15 protein-coding genes and 2 tRNA genes are annotated in these 15382 nt (G+C 38.6%); 4 read left to right on the top strand and 13 right to left on the bottom strand.

The genetic code is table 11. The features are described 5' to 3' along the window. Positions 1–29: 29 nt before the first annotated feature. Positions 30–695: a ribonuclease T gene (gene rnt, locus AAFX60_004945; GenBank protein ID XDF78886.1), complete on the bottom strand. Its 666-nt coding sequence runs from the start codon at positions 693–695 to the stop codon at positions 30–32. A gap of 189 nt (positions 696–884) precedes the next feature. Between rnt and AAFX60_004950 the strand changes: the two genes are divergently transcribed. Further along, positions 885–1763, top strand: coding sequence for an OmpA family protein (locus AAFX60_004950; GenBank protein ID XDF78497.1), 879 nt, complete (start codon positions 885–887; stop codon positions 1761–1763). A gap of 51 nt (positions 1764–1814) precedes the next feature. Here AAFX60_004950 and AAFX60_004955 read toward each other — a convergent pair whose 3' ends face one another. The 11 genes from AAFX60_004955 to AAFX60_005005 all read right to left on the bottom strand — a co-directional run bounded on the left by AAFX60_004955 (position 1815) and on the right by AAFX60_005005 (position 9765). Beyond that, positions 1815–2249: a DUF2753 domain-containing protein gene (locus AAFX60_004955; protein XDF78498.1), complete on the bottom strand. Its 435-nt coding sequence runs from the start codon at positions 2247–2249 to the stop codon at positions 1815–1817. Positions 2250–2390: 141 nt separating this feature from the next. Continuing rightward, positions 2391–2807 (bottom strand): lactoylglutathione lyase, encoded by a 417-nt coding sequence (gloA, locus tag AAFX60_004960; GenBank protein XDF78499.1) that lies wholly within the window; start codon positions 2805–2807, stop codon positions 2391–2393. 13 nt (positions 2808–2820) lie between these two features. Continuing rightward, a complete protein-coding gene (gene nth / locus AAFX60_004965) occupies positions 2821–3456 on the bottom strand; it encodes an endonuclease III (protein ID XDF78500.1) in 636 nt (211 codons plus the stop codon). Positions 3457–3514: 58 nt separating this feature from the next. Beyond that, positions 3515–4198 carry an electron transport complex subunit E gene (locus AAFX60_004970; protein XDF78501.1) on the bottom strand — a complete coding sequence of 228 codons (684 nt, stop codon included), beginning with the start codon at positions 4196–4198 and terminating at the stop codon, positions 3515–3517. Next, positions 4198–4830 (bottom strand): electron transport complex subunit RsxG, encoded by a 633-nt coding sequence (gene rsxG, locus AAFX60_004975; GenBank protein ID XDF78502.1) that lies wholly within the window; start codon positions 4828–4830, stop codon positions 4198–4200. Before rsxG ends, AAFX60_004970 begins: the two co-directional genes overlap by 1 nt. A 4-nt stretch (positions 4831–4834) precedes the next feature. Continuing rightward, positions 4835–5890, bottom strand: a complete 1056-nt coding sequence (rsxD, locus tag AAFX60_004980; GenBank protein ID XDF78503.1) for an electron transport complex subunit RsxD — start codon at positions 5888–5890, stop codon at positions 4835–4837. A 2-nt stretch (positions 5891–5892) separates the two neighbouring features. Further along, positions 5893–8247: an electron transport complex subunit RsxC gene (gene rsxC, locus AAFX60_004985; GenBank protein XDF78504.1), complete on the bottom strand. Its 2355-nt coding sequence runs from the start codon at positions 8245–8247 to the stop codon at positions 5893–5895. A gap of 3 nt (positions 8248–8250) precedes the next feature. Beyond that, positions 8251–8835, bottom strand: coding sequence for an electron transport complex subunit RsxB (gene rsxB / locus AAFX60_004990; GenBank protein XDF78505.1), 585 nt, complete (start codon positions 8833–8835; stop codon positions 8251–8253). 2 nt (positions 8836–8837) lie between these two features. After that, complete coding sequence (gene rsxA, locus AAFX60_004995) at positions 8838–9419, bottom strand: electron transport complex subunit RsxA (GenBank protein XDF78506.1); 582 nt, start codon at positions 9417–9419, stop codon at positions 8838–8840. A 133-nt stretch (positions 9420–9552) separates the two neighbouring features. Further along, a tRNA-Asn gene (locus AAFX60_005000) sits at positions 9553–9628 on the bottom strand. A gap of 61 nt (positions 9629–9689) precedes the next feature. Beyond that, a tRNA-Asn gene (locus AAFX60_005005) sits at positions 9690–9765 on the bottom strand. Between the two features lie 478 nt (positions 9766–10243). On the opposite strand from AAFX60_005005, the gene uvrB reads away from it, so the two are divergent. The 3 genes from uvrB to AAFX60_005020 all read left to right on the top strand — a co-directional run bounded on the left by uvrB (position 10244) and on the right by AAFX60_005020 (position 14344). Next, on the top strand, positions 10244–12274 hold the full coding sequence (gene uvrB / locus AAFX60_005010; GenBank protein ID XDF78507.1) for an excinuclease ABC subunit UvrB: 2031 nt from the start codon (positions 10244–10246) through the stop codon (positions 12272–12274). Positions 12275–12567: 293 nt separating this feature from the next. Beyond that, on the top strand, positions 12568–13998 hold the full coding sequence (luxO, locus tag AAFX60_005015) for a quorum-sensing sigma-54 dependent transcriptional regulator LuxO (protein ID XDF78508.1): 1431 nt from the start codon (positions 12568–12570) through the stop codon (positions 13996–13998). Between the two features lie 10 nt (positions 13999–14008). Next, complete coding sequence (locus AAFX60_005020; protein ID XDF78509.1) at positions 14009–14344, top strand: Hpt domain-containing protein; 336 nt, start codon at positions 14009–14011, stop codon at positions 14342–14344. Here the strand turns inward: AAFX60_005020 and yvcK are convergent. Continuing rightward, positions 14333–15211: a uridine diphosphate-N-acetylglucosamine-binding protein YvcK gene (gene yvcK / locus AAFX60_005025; protein XDF78510.1), complete on the bottom strand. Its 879-nt coding sequence runs from the start codon at positions 15209–15211 to the stop codon at positions 14333–14335. The genes AAFX60_005020 and yvcK overlap by 12 nt on opposite strands. Between the last annotated feature and the right edge of the window lie 171 nt (positions 15212–15382).

Here is a 15382-nt window from a genome sequence, read left to right on the forward strand (position 1 = left end):
AAATTATTATGTAGTTAGCAATTAGCCAATTAATTATTATTAGTATCGTTTTCTGGTTCTGGCATTACAGGCCAGCCACCAAGATCTTTCCATTTATTCACAATACGACAGAATAGTTCTGCCGTCTTTTCTGTATCATAAAGAGCTGAGTGAGCTTCTTTACCATCAAAATCCATTCCTGCTGTTTTACACGCCTTTGCCAATACAGTTTGACCAAGTGCAAGGCCACTGATTGCCGCTGTATCAAAGGTGCAAAATGGATGGAAAGGAATGCGTTTTAATTTTGTTCGTGCCGCTGCTTCCATAACAAAGCTATGGTCAAAATGAGCGTTATGAGCAACCATTATTGCACGTTGGCAATCGTGTTGTTTTTGTTCTTTACGGACAAGTTTGAAGATTTCTTTTAATGCAACGTCTTCAGTGACAGCACCACGTAATGGGCTAAATGGGTCACGTATACCATTAAATTCAAGTGCTTCTTTTTCAATATTAGCACCTTCAAAAGGAGTGACATGGAAGTGGATGGTGGTAGCAGGTTTTAAATTACCTTGCTCATCCATAGCGAGAGTAACAGCACAAATCTCAAGTAATGCATCAGTTTTAGCATTAAAACCTGCTGTTTCAACATCAATAACTACAGGAAAATAGCCACGAAAACGGTTTTTTAATAAATTGTGTTGTTCTACTTCAGTCATCATTCGGTACGTAAGAAAATGTTATGACTATTATTGCAGATTATCCGTAGCATAAAAACTGTAAATAAGGTGTGATAGAGATATATTTATTAGTATCTAACTGAAATTGGCAAGTTGTAAGTAATTATTGGTCTAATTATTGCTTTATTAATAGCATCGTCAACGGCATGACCCATAGATTTAGGTATTATGAAAAAAATATTTGTTACATCTGCTTTATTAGTGAGCTCTTTGATTGCTACTCCTGTATTAGCAAATAAGAATTATGTCGCTAAGCCAGAGCAATCGAAGTGGACGATGTTAGAAAACTCGCCTTTAGAGTGTCGTTTGTCTCATAACATTCCTAATTATGGTAGTGCACAGTTTTCATCTTATGCAAATAAGAAGATGAATCTGGATTTTGAATTAAAAATGAACCGCCCAATGGGTGAAACTCGTGCTGTTAATCTTGTGTCTATGCCTGCTCGCTGGATGCCGGGTGATGGCGCGGAAAGTATGTTGAATTTAAAGTTCTTTAAACAATTTGATGGCTATGTTGGTGGTCCAACAGCTTGGTCTATGCTTGCTGAACTTGAAAGTGGTCGATTCCCAACATTTACTTATGCTGATTGGCAAAGTCCTAAGCAAATGATTGAAGTGGCGTTATCACCCGTTTTATTTCAAGAGCAATATAATGTGTTTAGTATGTGTATTGCTAACTTATTGCCATACAGTTTTGAAGACATCTCATTCACTATTTTGCATTTTGATAAAAACAGCGATGAATTAAATAAGGCATCAAAAAAGCGTTTGTCACAAATTGCTGATTTTATTAAATACACTAAAGATGTGGATTTAGTGTTGGTAGCAACTTATACCGACTCTAGTGGTGGTAAAAATGTGAACCAACAAGTGTCAGAAAGACGTGCGTTAAAATTACAAAATTACTTTGAGTCAATTGGTTTACCTGCTGATCGTATTCGTGTTCATTCGTATGGTGAACGTCGTCCAATTGCAGATAACGCAACACCGATTGGTAAGAATAAAAACCGTCGTGTTGTCATTTCTCTAGGACGAACAATTATCTAATTATTCGTTTTAACATCATCATAAAAAGACGCCTCATAGTAGGCGTCTTTTTTATTGTAATTTAAAACTGGCTATTAACTCACATTGAACTGTAGTATCAATATGTTGTATATGTCGAGCAATTGATGGGTTAGGGTGGCGCTTCATAAAATCCAATAATGCATTCTTGCAACAACCCAAATTATCAACGAAAGATTCACACTCACTATGTGGGCATTGAGGGACGAGTGTTAATATTTTTTCTGATGCGAGTTCAAGGTATTTTAATTCAAAACGACTGTCGTTTTGGCTTCTCCAAAACTGAGCCAGATTATGACAAGAAATAACGGATATGGTTATTTGGTCATTTAAACTGGCTTCATTTCTCTTTATCAGTTCTTCTGAAATAGCAAAGGCTTGCTGATAATGAAGAATGGTTCGCCATGGATCCTCATTCTTAAAAGCTTGTTCAGCTAATAATGTATGTTTTTCCCATAATTCAATCATAGTTAAGCCTCAATTAGTTTATTAAGAATTCCATTATCGAGATAAATCTAACTGAGAACTATTATCAATTAAAGTTTGATGTATAAAAAAACCTGCCTAGATCGCAGGTTTTTTACTGTAAAGTGGATTATAAGGTATTTTTTAACCTTCTAATCCCGCTGATGCACTGCTGTTTTGGATTAACTCAATCATGTAACCATCAGGATCTTTTACGAAAGCAATATGTGTTGAACCACCTTTTACAGGGCCTGCTTCACGCGTAACATTGCCTCCTGCAGCTTTAATGGCGTCACAAGTTGCATAGATATCATCAACACCAATAGCAATGTGACCAAAAGCAGTACCCATGTCGTATTCTTCTGTGCCCCAGTTATAGGTAAGTTCAATTACGGCACCTTGGGATTCATCACCATAGCCAAGAAAAGCCAGTGTGTATTTGTATTCTTCATTCGTATTTTGACGAAGAAGATCCATTCCCATTACTTTTGTATAAAATTCGATGGATTTATCTAAGTTACCCACGCGGATCATGGTATGTAAAATGCGTCCATTAGCCATTGTCTTACTCCTATTAATCTTCTGTTTTTTCTTTGAATTCACATAAATCTTCAATCATACAGCTACCACAACGAGGTTTGCGAGCTATACAAGTATAACGGCCATGTAAGATTAACCAATGATGAACATCTAACTTAAACTCTTTTGGAACTACTTTTAGTAGCTTCTTCTCTACATCATTAACCGTTTTACCCATGGCAAATTTAGTTCGATTAGATACTCGGTAAATATGTGTATCAACGGCAATAGTAGGCCAGCCAAATGCGGTATTTAATACGACATTTGCTGTTTTATGTCCAACACCTGGAAGCGCTTCTAATGCATCTTGGTCTTCAGGAATTTCTCCATCGTGCAAATCAATAAGCATACGGCAGGTCTTAATGACATTTTCTGCTTTCGTATTAAATAACCCGATGGTTTTTATATATGTTTTTAGTCCATCTACCCCTAAATCTAAAATGCTTTGTGGGGTATTTGCTACTGGATATAATTTTCTTGTTGCCTTGTTAACACTCACATCGGTTGCTTGCGCTGAAAGCAGTACAGCAATTAATAATTCAAATGGTGTTGACCACTCAAGTTCGGTTTGAGGATTGGGATTTTCTGAACGTAAGCGTTCTAAAATTTCTAAACGTTTTACATTATTCATACAGCAATTAAATCCTTTTCTTTTTCACGATATTTGAAGTTAACCTATGGTGTTACAGTTACGAAATACGAGCTCGCTCTATCTCTGCTTTTTCTTTAGGTTGACGATCGGCCATTTTCTTATCAATGACGTTTTTTAAAGCAATAAGAAATCCAACGCCAAGGAATGCACCTGGAGGTAGCATAGCCAGTAGGAAGTGGCTATCAACATGGAAAAGTTCAATTCTTAGCATAGTTGCCCAATCACCAAGCAGCAGATCGGCACCATCAAACAAAGTACCGTTACCAAGGATCTCACGCATTGCGCCGAGTAAAACCAAGACCGCTGTCATTCCCATACCCATCCATAATCCATCTAAAACGGCAGGAAGTGGGTCATTTTTTGAAGCAAATGATTCTGCTCGTCCAATGATAATGCAGTTGGTAACAATTAGAGGAATAAATATTCCAAGAGATAAATAAAGACCATAAGCATAGGCGTTCATCAGTAATTGCACACAAGTTACTAGTGAAGCGATGATCATTACGAATACAGGAATACGCACCTCTTGTGGTATCCACTGACGAACCAAAGAAACAATTAGGTTTGAGCCAACCAAAACTAGGATGGTAGCAATGCCTAAACCAAGTGCGTTAGTCACTGTGGCAGAAACAGCAAGTAAGGGACAAAGACCTAATAGTTGAACTAGGGCAGGGTTGTTATCCCATAAACCGTTTTTAATTAATTCTTTATGACTTGCCATTATTTTGTCTCACAATTTAATGGAAGAGTTTGCAGCTCTTCTTGATGTGTCTTATAGAACCAAACCGCTCTTTTTACGGCTTTAACTACCGCTCTTGGTGTGATTGTTGCGCCAGTAAATTGATCAAATTGGCCGCCATCTTTTTGTACAGCCCAATTTTTATCTTCTGCGTTTTCAACCGTTTTTCCTAAAAATCCGTCGACCCAGCGAGTTATTCGAATATCAATTTTATCACCTAGCCCTGGCGTTTCTTGGTGTGAAAGAACACGAACACCAGTGACCATTGCATCGGAATCAACTCCAACGATGATTTTAATGTTGCCACTGTATCCATCTGGCGCTATTGCTTCAATGGCTGCTCCAGAATGTTGGCCATTTAATGAGGCAAGGTAAATTGGCATCGCCTGTTTTGAGCCCAAAGCATCTTTATTTTTTACAAGAACACAAGCTTTATATAGTTCATTATCATGTTGCTCTTTAGGAACAACCTGATTGAGAACTGACAATAACTGCTGTTGTTGTTGATACGCAATTTGATCTTTAGTTAATGCATAAGTAATGGTAACTAGTGCGGTTGCTGCTATCGCAAACAGAGCCAAAACAAGGCTACTTTTTTTCATTGTGGTTAGCATTGTTTTATCCTTTAGTATGGCCGTAAGTTCTTGGTTTTGTGTAGTAATCAATTAATGGAACGCACATATTTGCTAATAAAACAGCAAAGGCGACACCATCAGGAAAACCACCCCAAGTTCGTATGATATAAACTAAAGCACCAATGAGAGCACCGTAATATAAACGCCCTTTTGGTGTGGTTGCAGCCGAAACAGGATCAGTAGCAATAAAGAATGCCCCTAGCATGGTTGCACCAGAAAACAGATTAAATAACGGCGATGTTGCTGTATCTGGTGAGAATAAAGCAAATACGCTGCTAATAATAAATAAGCTGACTAAAAAACTAACCGGTATATGCCAGTGAATTAGACGTTGTTGAAGAAGGAATAAACCACCTAATAAGAATCCAACGTTAACCCATAACCAACCTAAACCTGCGAAACCATTAAAAATAGGTAAGGAAAGTACTTCTGAGGTAGTAAGCCCTGATTTTAATCCTGTTTTGATCGTATCTAATGGCGTAGCCATTGTCATGCCATCAACATTCATCGTTAATTGATGAACAGAGAATCCATCTTGGCTTAATCCATGAAATATAAGCCACAGTGAATCAAGTAAGCTAATATTTTCTGTTAGCAGCTCTTTTACTGGTAGCCAAGTTGTCATTTGTACTGGGAATGAAATTAGTAAGACAACATAAGCAGCCATCGCTGGGTTAAATACGTTTTGTCCTAAACCACCGTATAAGTGTTTAGCGATAACGATAGCGAAAACAACACCGATAACGGTTACCCACCAAGGTGCGAGTGGTGGAATTGCTAATGCTAATAATAGACCAGTTAAGAGAGCGCTATTATCACTTAGATAGGGAGCAAGAGGTCTCTTTCTAAATTTTAAAATAATCGCTTCGGATGCAATTGCGGTAAAAATAGCAATAAGCACTTGTATGATATTACCCCAACCGAAGAAGTAGGTTTGTGCTAATAAGCCAGGAATAGTTGCAAGAGCAACCATCTTCATAATGTGTTTTGTGCTCTTTTTGCTATGAGCGTGGGGTGAGCTAGTGATAAAAAAGGCCACTGTTACTCTTCCTTCTTGTTATTTTCTTGTGCTGCTTTATGTGCTTTTGCACGAGCAATAGCGGCAGCGACGGCTGCTTTTTTTGGATCAGCAGATTTTTCAGTGTTTTGATTCTTCTCTTCAGAGGTCACTGGCGTTTCCGTTTTCTCTTCAGCCTGTGCTGCTTTGCGTGCTTTTGCACGAGCAATAGCGGCGGCGACGGCTGCTTTTTTCGGATCAGCAGATTCTTCAGTGTTTTGATTCTTCTCTTCAGAGGTCACTGGCGTTTCCGTTTTCTCTTCAGCCTGTGCTGCTTTGCGTGCTTTTGCACGAGCAATAGCGGCGGCGATGGCTGCTTTTTTCGGATCAGCAGATTCTTTAGTGTTTTGATTATTCTCTTCAGAGACTACTGACGTTTCTGTTTTCTCTTCAGCTTGTGCAGCTTTGCGTGCTTTTGCACGAGCAATAGCGGCAGCGACGGCTGCTTTTTTCGGATCAGCAGATTCTTCAGTGTTTTGATTATTATCTTCAGAGACTACTGACGTTTCTGTTTTCTCTTCAGCTTGTGCAGCTTTGCGTGCTTTTGCACGAGCAATAGCGGCAGCCACGGCATCTTTTTTCTCTGATTTGTCTGAATCAGTTGCTGTGGTTTCTTCCGCAAGTTTTGCTTTTCTTTCTCTTGCTTGCTGCTTACGCTCTTCACGTAGTTTAGCCATTTCAGAGTTATCTGGTACTGAAGTCTCCGATTTTGCTGCTTCTGCTTGTTTTGCTTTTGCGCGAGCAATTGCAGCAGCAACAGCCGGTTTTGGTGCAGCTACGCCAGATTCTTGAGCTGCTTTTTGTGCTTTGACACGAGCAATAGCTGCAACGATTGCATCATCACCACCTTTATTCTCTGTCTTCATCTCTTTGCGACGGTTTTCAGCGGCTTGTTTAAATTTATTTTCACGTTCAAGTTTATCGCGTTCCAAACGAGCATTTTTTTCTTCAAAACGTAATTTTGCTCGTTCTGCAGCTAATGCATCTTGCTTACGAGAATAAATTTCTGATTTGGCTTGGCGATAATATTGAACTAGCGGTATTTCACTTGGACAGACATAAGCACAGGCACCACACTCAATACAATCGTCAAGGTTATACTCATTACATTTGTCATAATCTTCTGATTTTGAGTACCAGTATAGCTGCTGAGGAAGTAACGATGTTGGGCAGGCATCAGCACAGCTACTGCATCGAATACAAGCCATTTCATGGTTGTACAGAGGCAGTTCTTTTTTATCTGGTGTGATAATACAGTTGGTAATTTTAGTAATTGGAACTTGCTGATGGGGTAAAGTAAAGCCCATTAATGAACCGCCCATGATGATTCGTGGGTGTTTCTTATCAGCTTTATAGCCAACTAATTCCATAAGGTAATCAATACAAGTACCTAGGCGAACCCACAGGTTACCTGGTGTTGACATGCTGTTACCTGTTAATGTGACGATTCGCTCAATAAGAGGTTCGGCATCGCAAATAGCGCGCTTTATGGCAAATACCGTTCCGACGTTTTGAACAATGACCCCAATATCTGTTGAACGGCCATTTGCAGGTACTTCTTGCCCTGTAATTATTTTTGTCAGTTGACGAGAACCACCAGATGGATATTTGGTTGGTATGACTCGAATAATGATATTGTCATGGTCAGTAACCGCTTGGTTAAGTGCTTTTACGGCTTCTGGTTTGTTATCTTCAATGGCAATGATACATACTTTTGGTGTCAGAATGTGTTGTAGGATCTTAATACCATCAATGATCTCTTCAGCATGCTCTCGCATTAAACGATCATCTGCAGTGATGTAGGGTTCACATTCAGCAGCGTTGATAATGAGCATTTCAGCTTTGCCAATACCACTTTGAATCTTACGGCTAGTAGGGAAACCAGCACCACCCATTCCTGATATACCAGATTGACGGATTCTCTCGATAAGATCGATGGGATCTACTGATGAAAAGTCATCAATTGGTGTACGATCTTCAATCCAACGATCTTCGCCATCCGATTCGATTACGATACACAGATCTGTTAATCCTGATGGATGAGCTACGGTGCGAGGCTCAATGGCGGTAATTCTTCCTGATGTTGGTGCGTGAACAGGAACACACATAGCAATATTGCCCTGTGTTAGAGGTTGGCCTTTTAGTACGACATCACCAACAGAGACAAGAATGTCACCTTTTCCACCAATGTGCTGTTTTAAAGGAAGAACAAGTTGAGAAGGGATCCCCGCTTGTTGAATTGCAGCTTGATTAGAGATTGTTTTATTTTCTTCAGGATGAATACCACCGTGAAAGTCCCACAGTTGGCCTTGTTTAATTTGTTCGATAATGGACAACATGTATTACAGCTCCGATGATTTAGAAGGTTGGTCTGTAGAAATATTTACAACAGGGATAGTGTTTAAATCCCATTTCCAATTATCAGGTGTTGTTTTTACAGGGATCATCTCAATACAGTCTGTTGGACATGGAGCGACACATAAATCACATCCAGTACATTCCGATTCAATAACGGTATGTAAGGCTTTTGTTCCGCCAACAATGGCATCAACAGGACAAGCCTGAATACATTTAGTACATCCAATACACATATCTTCATGAATAAAAGCGACTTTTTTAATGCTTTTTTCTTCATCGTGAGCAGAGCTAGGAACATCAACGCCCATTAGGTCTGCAAGTTTTTCGATCGTTGCCTGACCACCAGGAGGGCATTTATTTATCATATCGCCATTTGCGATAGCTTCAGCGTAGGGCTTACAGCCAGGGTAACCACATTGACCACATTGCGTCTGAGGAAGAATTGCATCGATTTGTTCGACAATAGGGTCGGACTCAACTTTAAATTTAATTGATGCAAACCCCAGTATTAAGCCAAATACTAGGGCAAGAGCAGCAATAGCTATAACAGCAATTAAGATTGAACTCATGTTTATAATTTCACTAAACCAGTAAAGCCCATAAAGGCTAAAGACATTAAACCTGCAGTGATCATCGCAATAGAAGCACCTTTAAAAGGTAAAGGTACATCGGCAGCAGCAATTCGTTCACGCATTGCAGAAAATAAGATAAGAACTAAAGAAAAACCAACGGCAGCACCAAAGCCATAAATAATAGATTCTACGAAATTATGATTTTCAGTGACATTTAGAAGAGCAACACCAAGAACGGCACAGTTGGTTGTAATTAATGGTAAGAAAATACCCAATACACGATACAAAGTTGGGCTTGTTTTGTGTACAACCATTTCGGTGAATTGCACCACAACTGCAATAACAAGAATAAAGCTCATTGTTCTGAGGTATTCAATACCTAGTGGAGACAAGATGTATGTTTCGACAAGATACGAACACACTGATGCTAAGGTAAGAACAAATGTGGTTGCTAATCCCATTCCAATAGCGCTTTCTAGTTTTTTAGACACGCCCATAAATGGACAAAGTCCTAAGAACTTAACTAGTACAAAGTTGTTTACTAGAACGGTACCAATAAGTAGTAAGAGATACTCAGTCATGCCAATGATTTTTATGATAATAGATGATCTGGTTATTATCGGACTTTAAGCGCGTGATAACAACCTTAGAAAGAATAGGTTTTTAATATTTTAAGTAAAAAAAAGCCTCGTCGTTAGACAAGGCTTTTAAAAGTGGCTCCTCTTGCTGGACTTGAACCAGCGACATACGGATTAACAGTCCGCCGTTCTACCAACTGAACTAAAGAGGAATTAACTTTTTATATAGTCACGTAATGCTTAAAAAAGAGCAGTAACCTAACTATTTAAATGTGGCTCCCTTTGCTGGACTTGAACCAGCGACATACGGATTAACAGTCCGCCGTTCTACCGACTGAACTAAAAGGGAATCATTTTAAAGCGGGATATTATCTATTCTAAAAAAAACTGTCAACAGTAAAAATTGAAAAAAATTGAGTTCGTTTATTTTGCGGTCAACAGAACAATTTTGAGTAAAAAAGGATTGACATCTCTCTTAAGCTAAAGAGGATAAGGGTTGTGGGTAGTTATCCACTAAAACTGTGGATAACTATGTTAATGGATCTTTGTTAACTGTCTCTAAGCATGATTAAATATAGCTTCAGCGCTTAATAAGTAAAATGAGAAATGAGAACTGGCGACAAAAATCAATAACTTACACCTATTATATGTTTTACTTATCAATAGCAATGATTATTCACGATAAAAATAAAGAGTAAAGTTAAATTGATTATAAATTAATCTTTTCTGGGGAAAACTTTTCTTATTTAAGAGTTTCTATAAAAAAGGGAAGGGATTTGATAGGGTAGTGTCTTATAAAAATAAGTAGGAAAGTGGAGCAGTATAAAATGTCTAGTGCGTATGAACTCGTATCTAATTATCAACCTGCGGGCGATCAACCTCAAGCGATAAAAACACTTAATGAAGGTCTTGAAAATGGGTTAGCTCATCAAACGTTATTGGGGGTTACTGGTTCAGGTAAAACATTTACTCTTGCTAATGTTATTGCTCATTCTGGTCGCCCAACGATCATTATGGCTCATAACAAAACATTAGCGGCACAGTTATATGGTGAAATGAAAGCTTTCTTTCCAAATAACGCCGTTGAATATTTTGTTTCTTATTTTGATTATTACCAACCAGAAGCCTATGTACCAACGACGGATACATTTATAGAAAAAGACTCATCGGTTAATGAGCACATTGAGCAAATGCGTCTATCAGCAACCAAAGCATTATTAGAGCGTAAAGATGCGATTATTATTGCTTCAGTTTCTGCAATATATGGCTTAGGTGATCCAAAAGCCTATTTAAGTATGATGCTGCACTTACGCCGTGGTGACATTATTAATCAAAGAGACATGCTGCGTCGTTTAGCCGAATTGCAATATAAGCGTAATGACATGGCTTTTGAACGAGGTACATTTCGAGTTCGTGGGGAAGTGTTGGATATTTTCCCAGCAGAGTCTGAACATGAAGCCATTCGTATTGAAATGTTTGATGATGAAGTTGAACGTATCAGTAAATTTGATCCACTAACTGGATCAATCATAACGAAAGATATGCCACGTTGTACTATTTACCCTAAAACGCACTATGTAACCCCTCGTGAGCAGGTTTTAGATGCGATCGAAAAGATCAAAGTTGATCTTGCTATTAGACAAAAAGAATTGCTAGAAAATAACAAGCTTGTTGAAGAACAACGTATCACTCAACGAACTCAATTTGATATTGAAATGATGAACGAATTGGGTTTTTGCTCAGGTATAGAAAACTATTCACGTTATTTGAGTGGACGTCCGGAAGGTGAAGCTCCTCCAACCTTGTTTGATTATTTACCACAAGATGGCCTATTAATTATCGATGAATCTCATATAACTGTTTCTCAAATTGGTGCTATGTATAAGGGTGACCGCTCACGTAAAGAGAATTTAGTTGAGTATGGATTCAGATTACCGTCAGCTTTGGATAATCGTCCGTTACGATTTGAAGAATTTGAAGCATTAGCGCCTCAGACTATTTATGTCTCAGCCACACCGGGTAAATATGAGATTGAAAAGTCAGATGGTGAAATTGCAGAGCAAGTAGTACGTCCAACTGGATTATTAGACCCTGTAATTGAAGTTCGCCCAGTAGCGACACAAGTTGATGATTTATTATCTGAGATCCGTATACGAACTAAAAACAATGAACGGGTATTAGTGACAACACTGACGAAACGTATGGCTGAAGACTTAACGGAATATCTTGATGAGCATGGCGTAAAAGTTCGTTATTTACACTCAGATATTGATACGGTTGAGCGTGTTGAAATTATACGTGATTTACGCTTAGGTGAGTTTGATGTCCTTGTTGGTATTAACTTACTTCGAGAAGGTCTAGACATGCCTGAGGTTTCATTGGTTGCGATTTTAGATGCAGATAAAGAAGGATTTTTACGTTCTGAACGTTCGCTAATTCAAACGATTGGTCGTGCTGCTCGTAACTTAGAGGGTAAAGCCATTCTTTACGCTGATAAGATCACAGGTTCAATGGAAAAAGCCATTGGTGAAACAGAAAGACGAAGAGAGAAGCAACAATTACACAATGAAGCGTTAGGTATTGTTCCACAAGCGCTTAAGAAAGACGTTGCCGATATTCTTGAATTGGGTGATATGACTAAAAATAAACGTAAAGTTGTTGCACCTAAGATTAAGTTATCGGAAGTTGCAGAAGAAGGCGCTAGTTACAGTGCGATGTCGCCACAGCAGTTAGAAAAGGCGATTCAGAAGCTAGAAAGTAAGATGTATCAACATGCGAAAGACTTGGAATTTGAACAAGCGGCACAAGTTCGAGATGAGATTGATAATTTAAGAAAACAATTTATAGTGAATAGTTAGTTATTGATTTTATAGCAGAAAAAAAGAAGCCAACCGCAATATCCCGGTTGGCTTTATTGTTCATGTGAAAGTAAATTTCACTAACAACGTCAGTTGGCTAGGTGACCCTTTGGCTTAAAGGGTCAATATACCTATTGCAGGGAGCGTGCCAACTTTTTTACCCGTAAAAATAAGCTAAATAAGCCTAAATAGTGCGCAAAGTCATCCTTTTTTGCATTTTGCAAATTGCGTTTTGCGAATCCTGATTGCATAATGCAAATATCAACCGCGTTTTTACCCTCAAGTTGGATTTGATGATACAAAAAAAATATTTATTAATGGTAGAAGATACCGCTTCCGTTGCTGCGTTATATCGTTCTTATTTAAACCCGTTAGGTTTTGATATTGATGTCGTAGCTAAAGGTGTTGAAGCCATTGAGAAAATCAAATTAAGAACCCCTGATCTTGTGTTACTAGATTTGCGCCTGCCTGACATGACAGGTTTTGATGTGTTGGCTGAAATTCGCAAAGATAACCAAAGTATTCCTGTTGTATTAATGACGGCTCATGGCTCAATTGATGCTGCAGTAGAAGCCATGCAGTTAGGGGCTCAAGATTTCTTAATCAAACCATGTGAAGCTGACCGTTTGAGGGTTACGGTAAATAACGCATTACGACGTGCACAAAAAGATCAGAAAGAATTCCAAGAGAATCCAAAAGATACCAATAAACAGTATCAAGGATTTATTGGTAGTAGCTCTCAAATGCATCAGGTGTATCGCACCATAGATTCCGCCGCACCAAGTAAAGCCACGGTATTTATTACTGGTGAATCGGGGACGGGTAAAGAGGTGTGTGCTGAAGCCATTCATGCGGCTAGTAAGCGTGGAGACGGGCCTTTCATCGCTATTAACTGTGCGGCAATTCCAAAAGATTTAATTGAAAGTGAGCTTTTTGGTCACGTTAAAGGTGCATTTACAGGTGCCTCTGTTGATCGCAAAGGTGCTGCCGAACAAGCAGATGGAGGTACACTTTTCCTCGATGAATTATGTGAAATGGATTTGGATTTACAGACCAAATTACTGCGATTTATTCAAACCGGAACCTTCCAAAAGGTAGGTTCATCTAAAATGAGTCGAGTAGATGTTCGATTTGTGTGTGCGACTAACCGAGACCCTTGGTTAGAAGTACAAGCCGGTCGATTTAGAGAGGATTTATATTATCGTTTACATGTTATTCCTTTAACATTACCTCCTCTAAGAGACAGAGGAAATGATATTATCGAAATTGGTCACTCAATCCTTGGGCACTTTTCTCACGAGGAAGGTCGTGAATTTATTACATTTAGTCCTGAGGTTGTGGATAGATTTTTGAATTACGATTGGCCTGGAAACGTACGACAATTACAAAATGTTATTAGGAATGTAGTCGTATTAAATAAAGGAAAAGAAGTCGAATTATCCATGTTGCCCCCTCCATTATCATTAGATAGTAAGAGTGGTGTAAATATTGCATCTAATGTATCCATAAGCGATTCAACTAAGCCTACAGAATCTATTCTGCCTAGTAATAGGATCTTAGATAGTAAAGATCAAGAAACTATTATTCCGTTATGGCAATCTGAAAAACAGATCATTGAAAACGCAATTGAACTATGTGGTGGGAACATTCCACAAGCCGCTAAGCAATTAGAGGTTAGTCCTTCTACAATATATAGAAAACTACAGTCTTGGAATGAAAGATAAGGGGACTATCGTGAGTCAGTATGTTAATCAAATCGCTGTAAATCAATTAATGCAGGAAGTTGGAGATGAGAATATCCCTGTGCTTTTTGGTATTTTTTGTGATGAGTTAGATGATTTTATTGGGGCGCTTAGTAGTCATCCTGAAATTGATAAAGTAAGAGAGATTAGCCATTGTCTGAAGAGTAGTGCGGGCAGTTTTGGTGCAGATAAGCTTGCAACAATGGCAATTCATATTGAAGAAAAAGCGAAGCAGAAACAAGAAAAGTGGGTTGAGCGCAATATTTCTGAGTTTGTAGACATTGCGCGTCAAACTGAAATGGCTTATCGAGAACTTTTACTTAAGTAAATCAATAATCGCGTCTTTTAACTTTTCTCTATCGTGTCGCCAATCATGATTTGGCGATGCGAGATCAGTCTTCTTGCAATCGTATTCTTGTTGTAATCCATTTAATTCTTTATCTGTTAGGATAATGTCTACTTTTCGCCCTGAACATGCGCGTTCACACCACTCAAGCATCATCCTATGATCCATCTTACCTGCTGGGCCAAATTCTTTAGATAAGTTATCAATAAATACTACTTTGGCTTTCTTGTTTGAATTAATGGCTTTTCCGATACCCGGAAGTAATAGAGGTGGCATAATACTGGTTAAAAAGCTTCCAGGGCCAAGCAATATTAAATCCGCTTGTTTGACAGCATCAATGGCTTCAAGTGTTGCTGGTACTTCAGGGTCGAGAAATAAACGTAAAGGAAGTTCATCCATTTCATCGACATTGGTTTCGCCAGATATTTTACGTAAATCTGAGGTTAATGCTCCCAAGTCTGATGGATGCTCGGACATTGGAATGATATGAGTTTCAACTTTTAGCATGTCACGAATTAGATTAATAGCATCTAATGGACGAACACTTAAGTTATCCAGTGCCGTTAGCATTAGGTTACCCAAATTGTGCCCGTGCAGCTCACCTTGACCTTTAAAGCGATACTCAAACATCATCGAACTGATTGAAGGGTCCATAATTAATTGATTGATACAGTTACGTGTATCACCCCAGGCTATTCCGCCTTGGCATTCACGTATACGGCCTGTGGAACCACCGTTATCTGTTGTTGCAACAATTCCAGTTGCGTTGCCACCAAAGTCACTTAATGCTGCGAGAACTCGACCTAGTCCGTGTCCGCCGCCAATAGCAACTATTTTATGTTCAATCATAGTTTTGATACTTAATTATGTAGTGATAGTTATTAAAGTGTGCTTGATAATGAAAATCAGGACAAGTCAGTATTAGTGAAATGATGAAGTTATCACAGAATACTTTGGTATTTATTATCGAATCGTTACCACTTTATAGATAGTTAGTCATAAATATGGGCTAAAAACGTC

Origin of the sequence: Aliivibrio fischeri, assembly GCA_038993745.2 — a bacterium.
Classification (GTDB): domain Bacteria; phylum Pseudomonadota; class Gammaproteobacteria; order Enterobacterales; family Vibrionaceae; genus Aliivibrio; species Aliivibrio fischeri_B.

What these genes read in the sequence shown, in the direction of transcription:
- rnt (XDF78886.1), bottom strand. Translation starts at nt 695, where the DNA reads ATGACTGAAGTAGAACAACACAATTTATTAAAAAACCGTTTTCGTGGC.
- AAFX60_004950 (XDF78497.1), top strand. Translation starts at nt 885, where the DNA reads ATGAAAAAAATATTTGTTACATCTGCTTTATTAGTGAGCTCTTTGATT.
- AAFX60_004955 (XDF78498.1), bottom strand. Translation starts at nt 2,249, where the DNA reads ATGATTGAATTATGGGAAAAACATACATTATTAGCTGAACAAGCTTTT.
- gloA (XDF78499.1), bottom strand. Translation starts at nt 2,807, where the DNA reads ATGGCTAATGGACGCATTTTACATACCATGATCCGCGTGGGTAACTTA.
- nth (XDF78500.1), bottom strand. Translation starts at nt 3,456, where the DNA reads ATGAATAATGTAAAACGTTTAGAAATTTTAGAACGCTTACGTTCAGAA.
- AAFX60_004970 (XDF78501.1), bottom strand. Translation starts at nt 4,198, where the DNA reads ATGGCAAGTCATAAAGAATTAATTAAAAACGGTTTATGGGATAACAAC.
- rsxG (XDF78502.1), bottom strand. Translation starts at nt 4,830, where the DNA reads ATGCTAACCACAATGAAAAAAAGTAGCCTTGTTTTGGCTCTGTTTGCG.
- rsxC (XDF78504.1), bottom strand. Translation starts at nt 8,247, where the DNA reads ATGTTGTCCATTATCGAACAAATTAAACAAGGCCAACTGTGGGACTTT.
- rsxB (XDF78505.1), bottom strand. Translation starts at nt 8,835, where the DNA reads ATGAGTTCAATCTTAATTGCTGTTATAGCTATTGCTGCTCTTGCCCTA.
- rsxA (XDF78506.1), bottom strand. Translation starts at nt 9,419, where the DNA reads ATGACTGAGTATCTCTTACTACTTATTGGTACCGTTCTAGTAAACAAC.
- uvrB (XDF78507.1), top strand. Translation starts at nt 10,244, where the DNA reads ATGTCTAGTGCGTATGAACTCGTATCTAATTATCAACCTGCGGGCGAT.
- luxO (XDF78508.1), top strand. Translation starts at nt 12,568, where the DNA reads ATGATACAAAAAAAATATTTATTAATGGTAGAAGATACCGCTTCCGTT.
- yvcK (XDF78510.1), bottom strand. Translation starts at nt 15,211, where the DNA reads ATGATTGAACATAAAATAGTTGCTATTGGCGGCGGACACGGACTAGGT.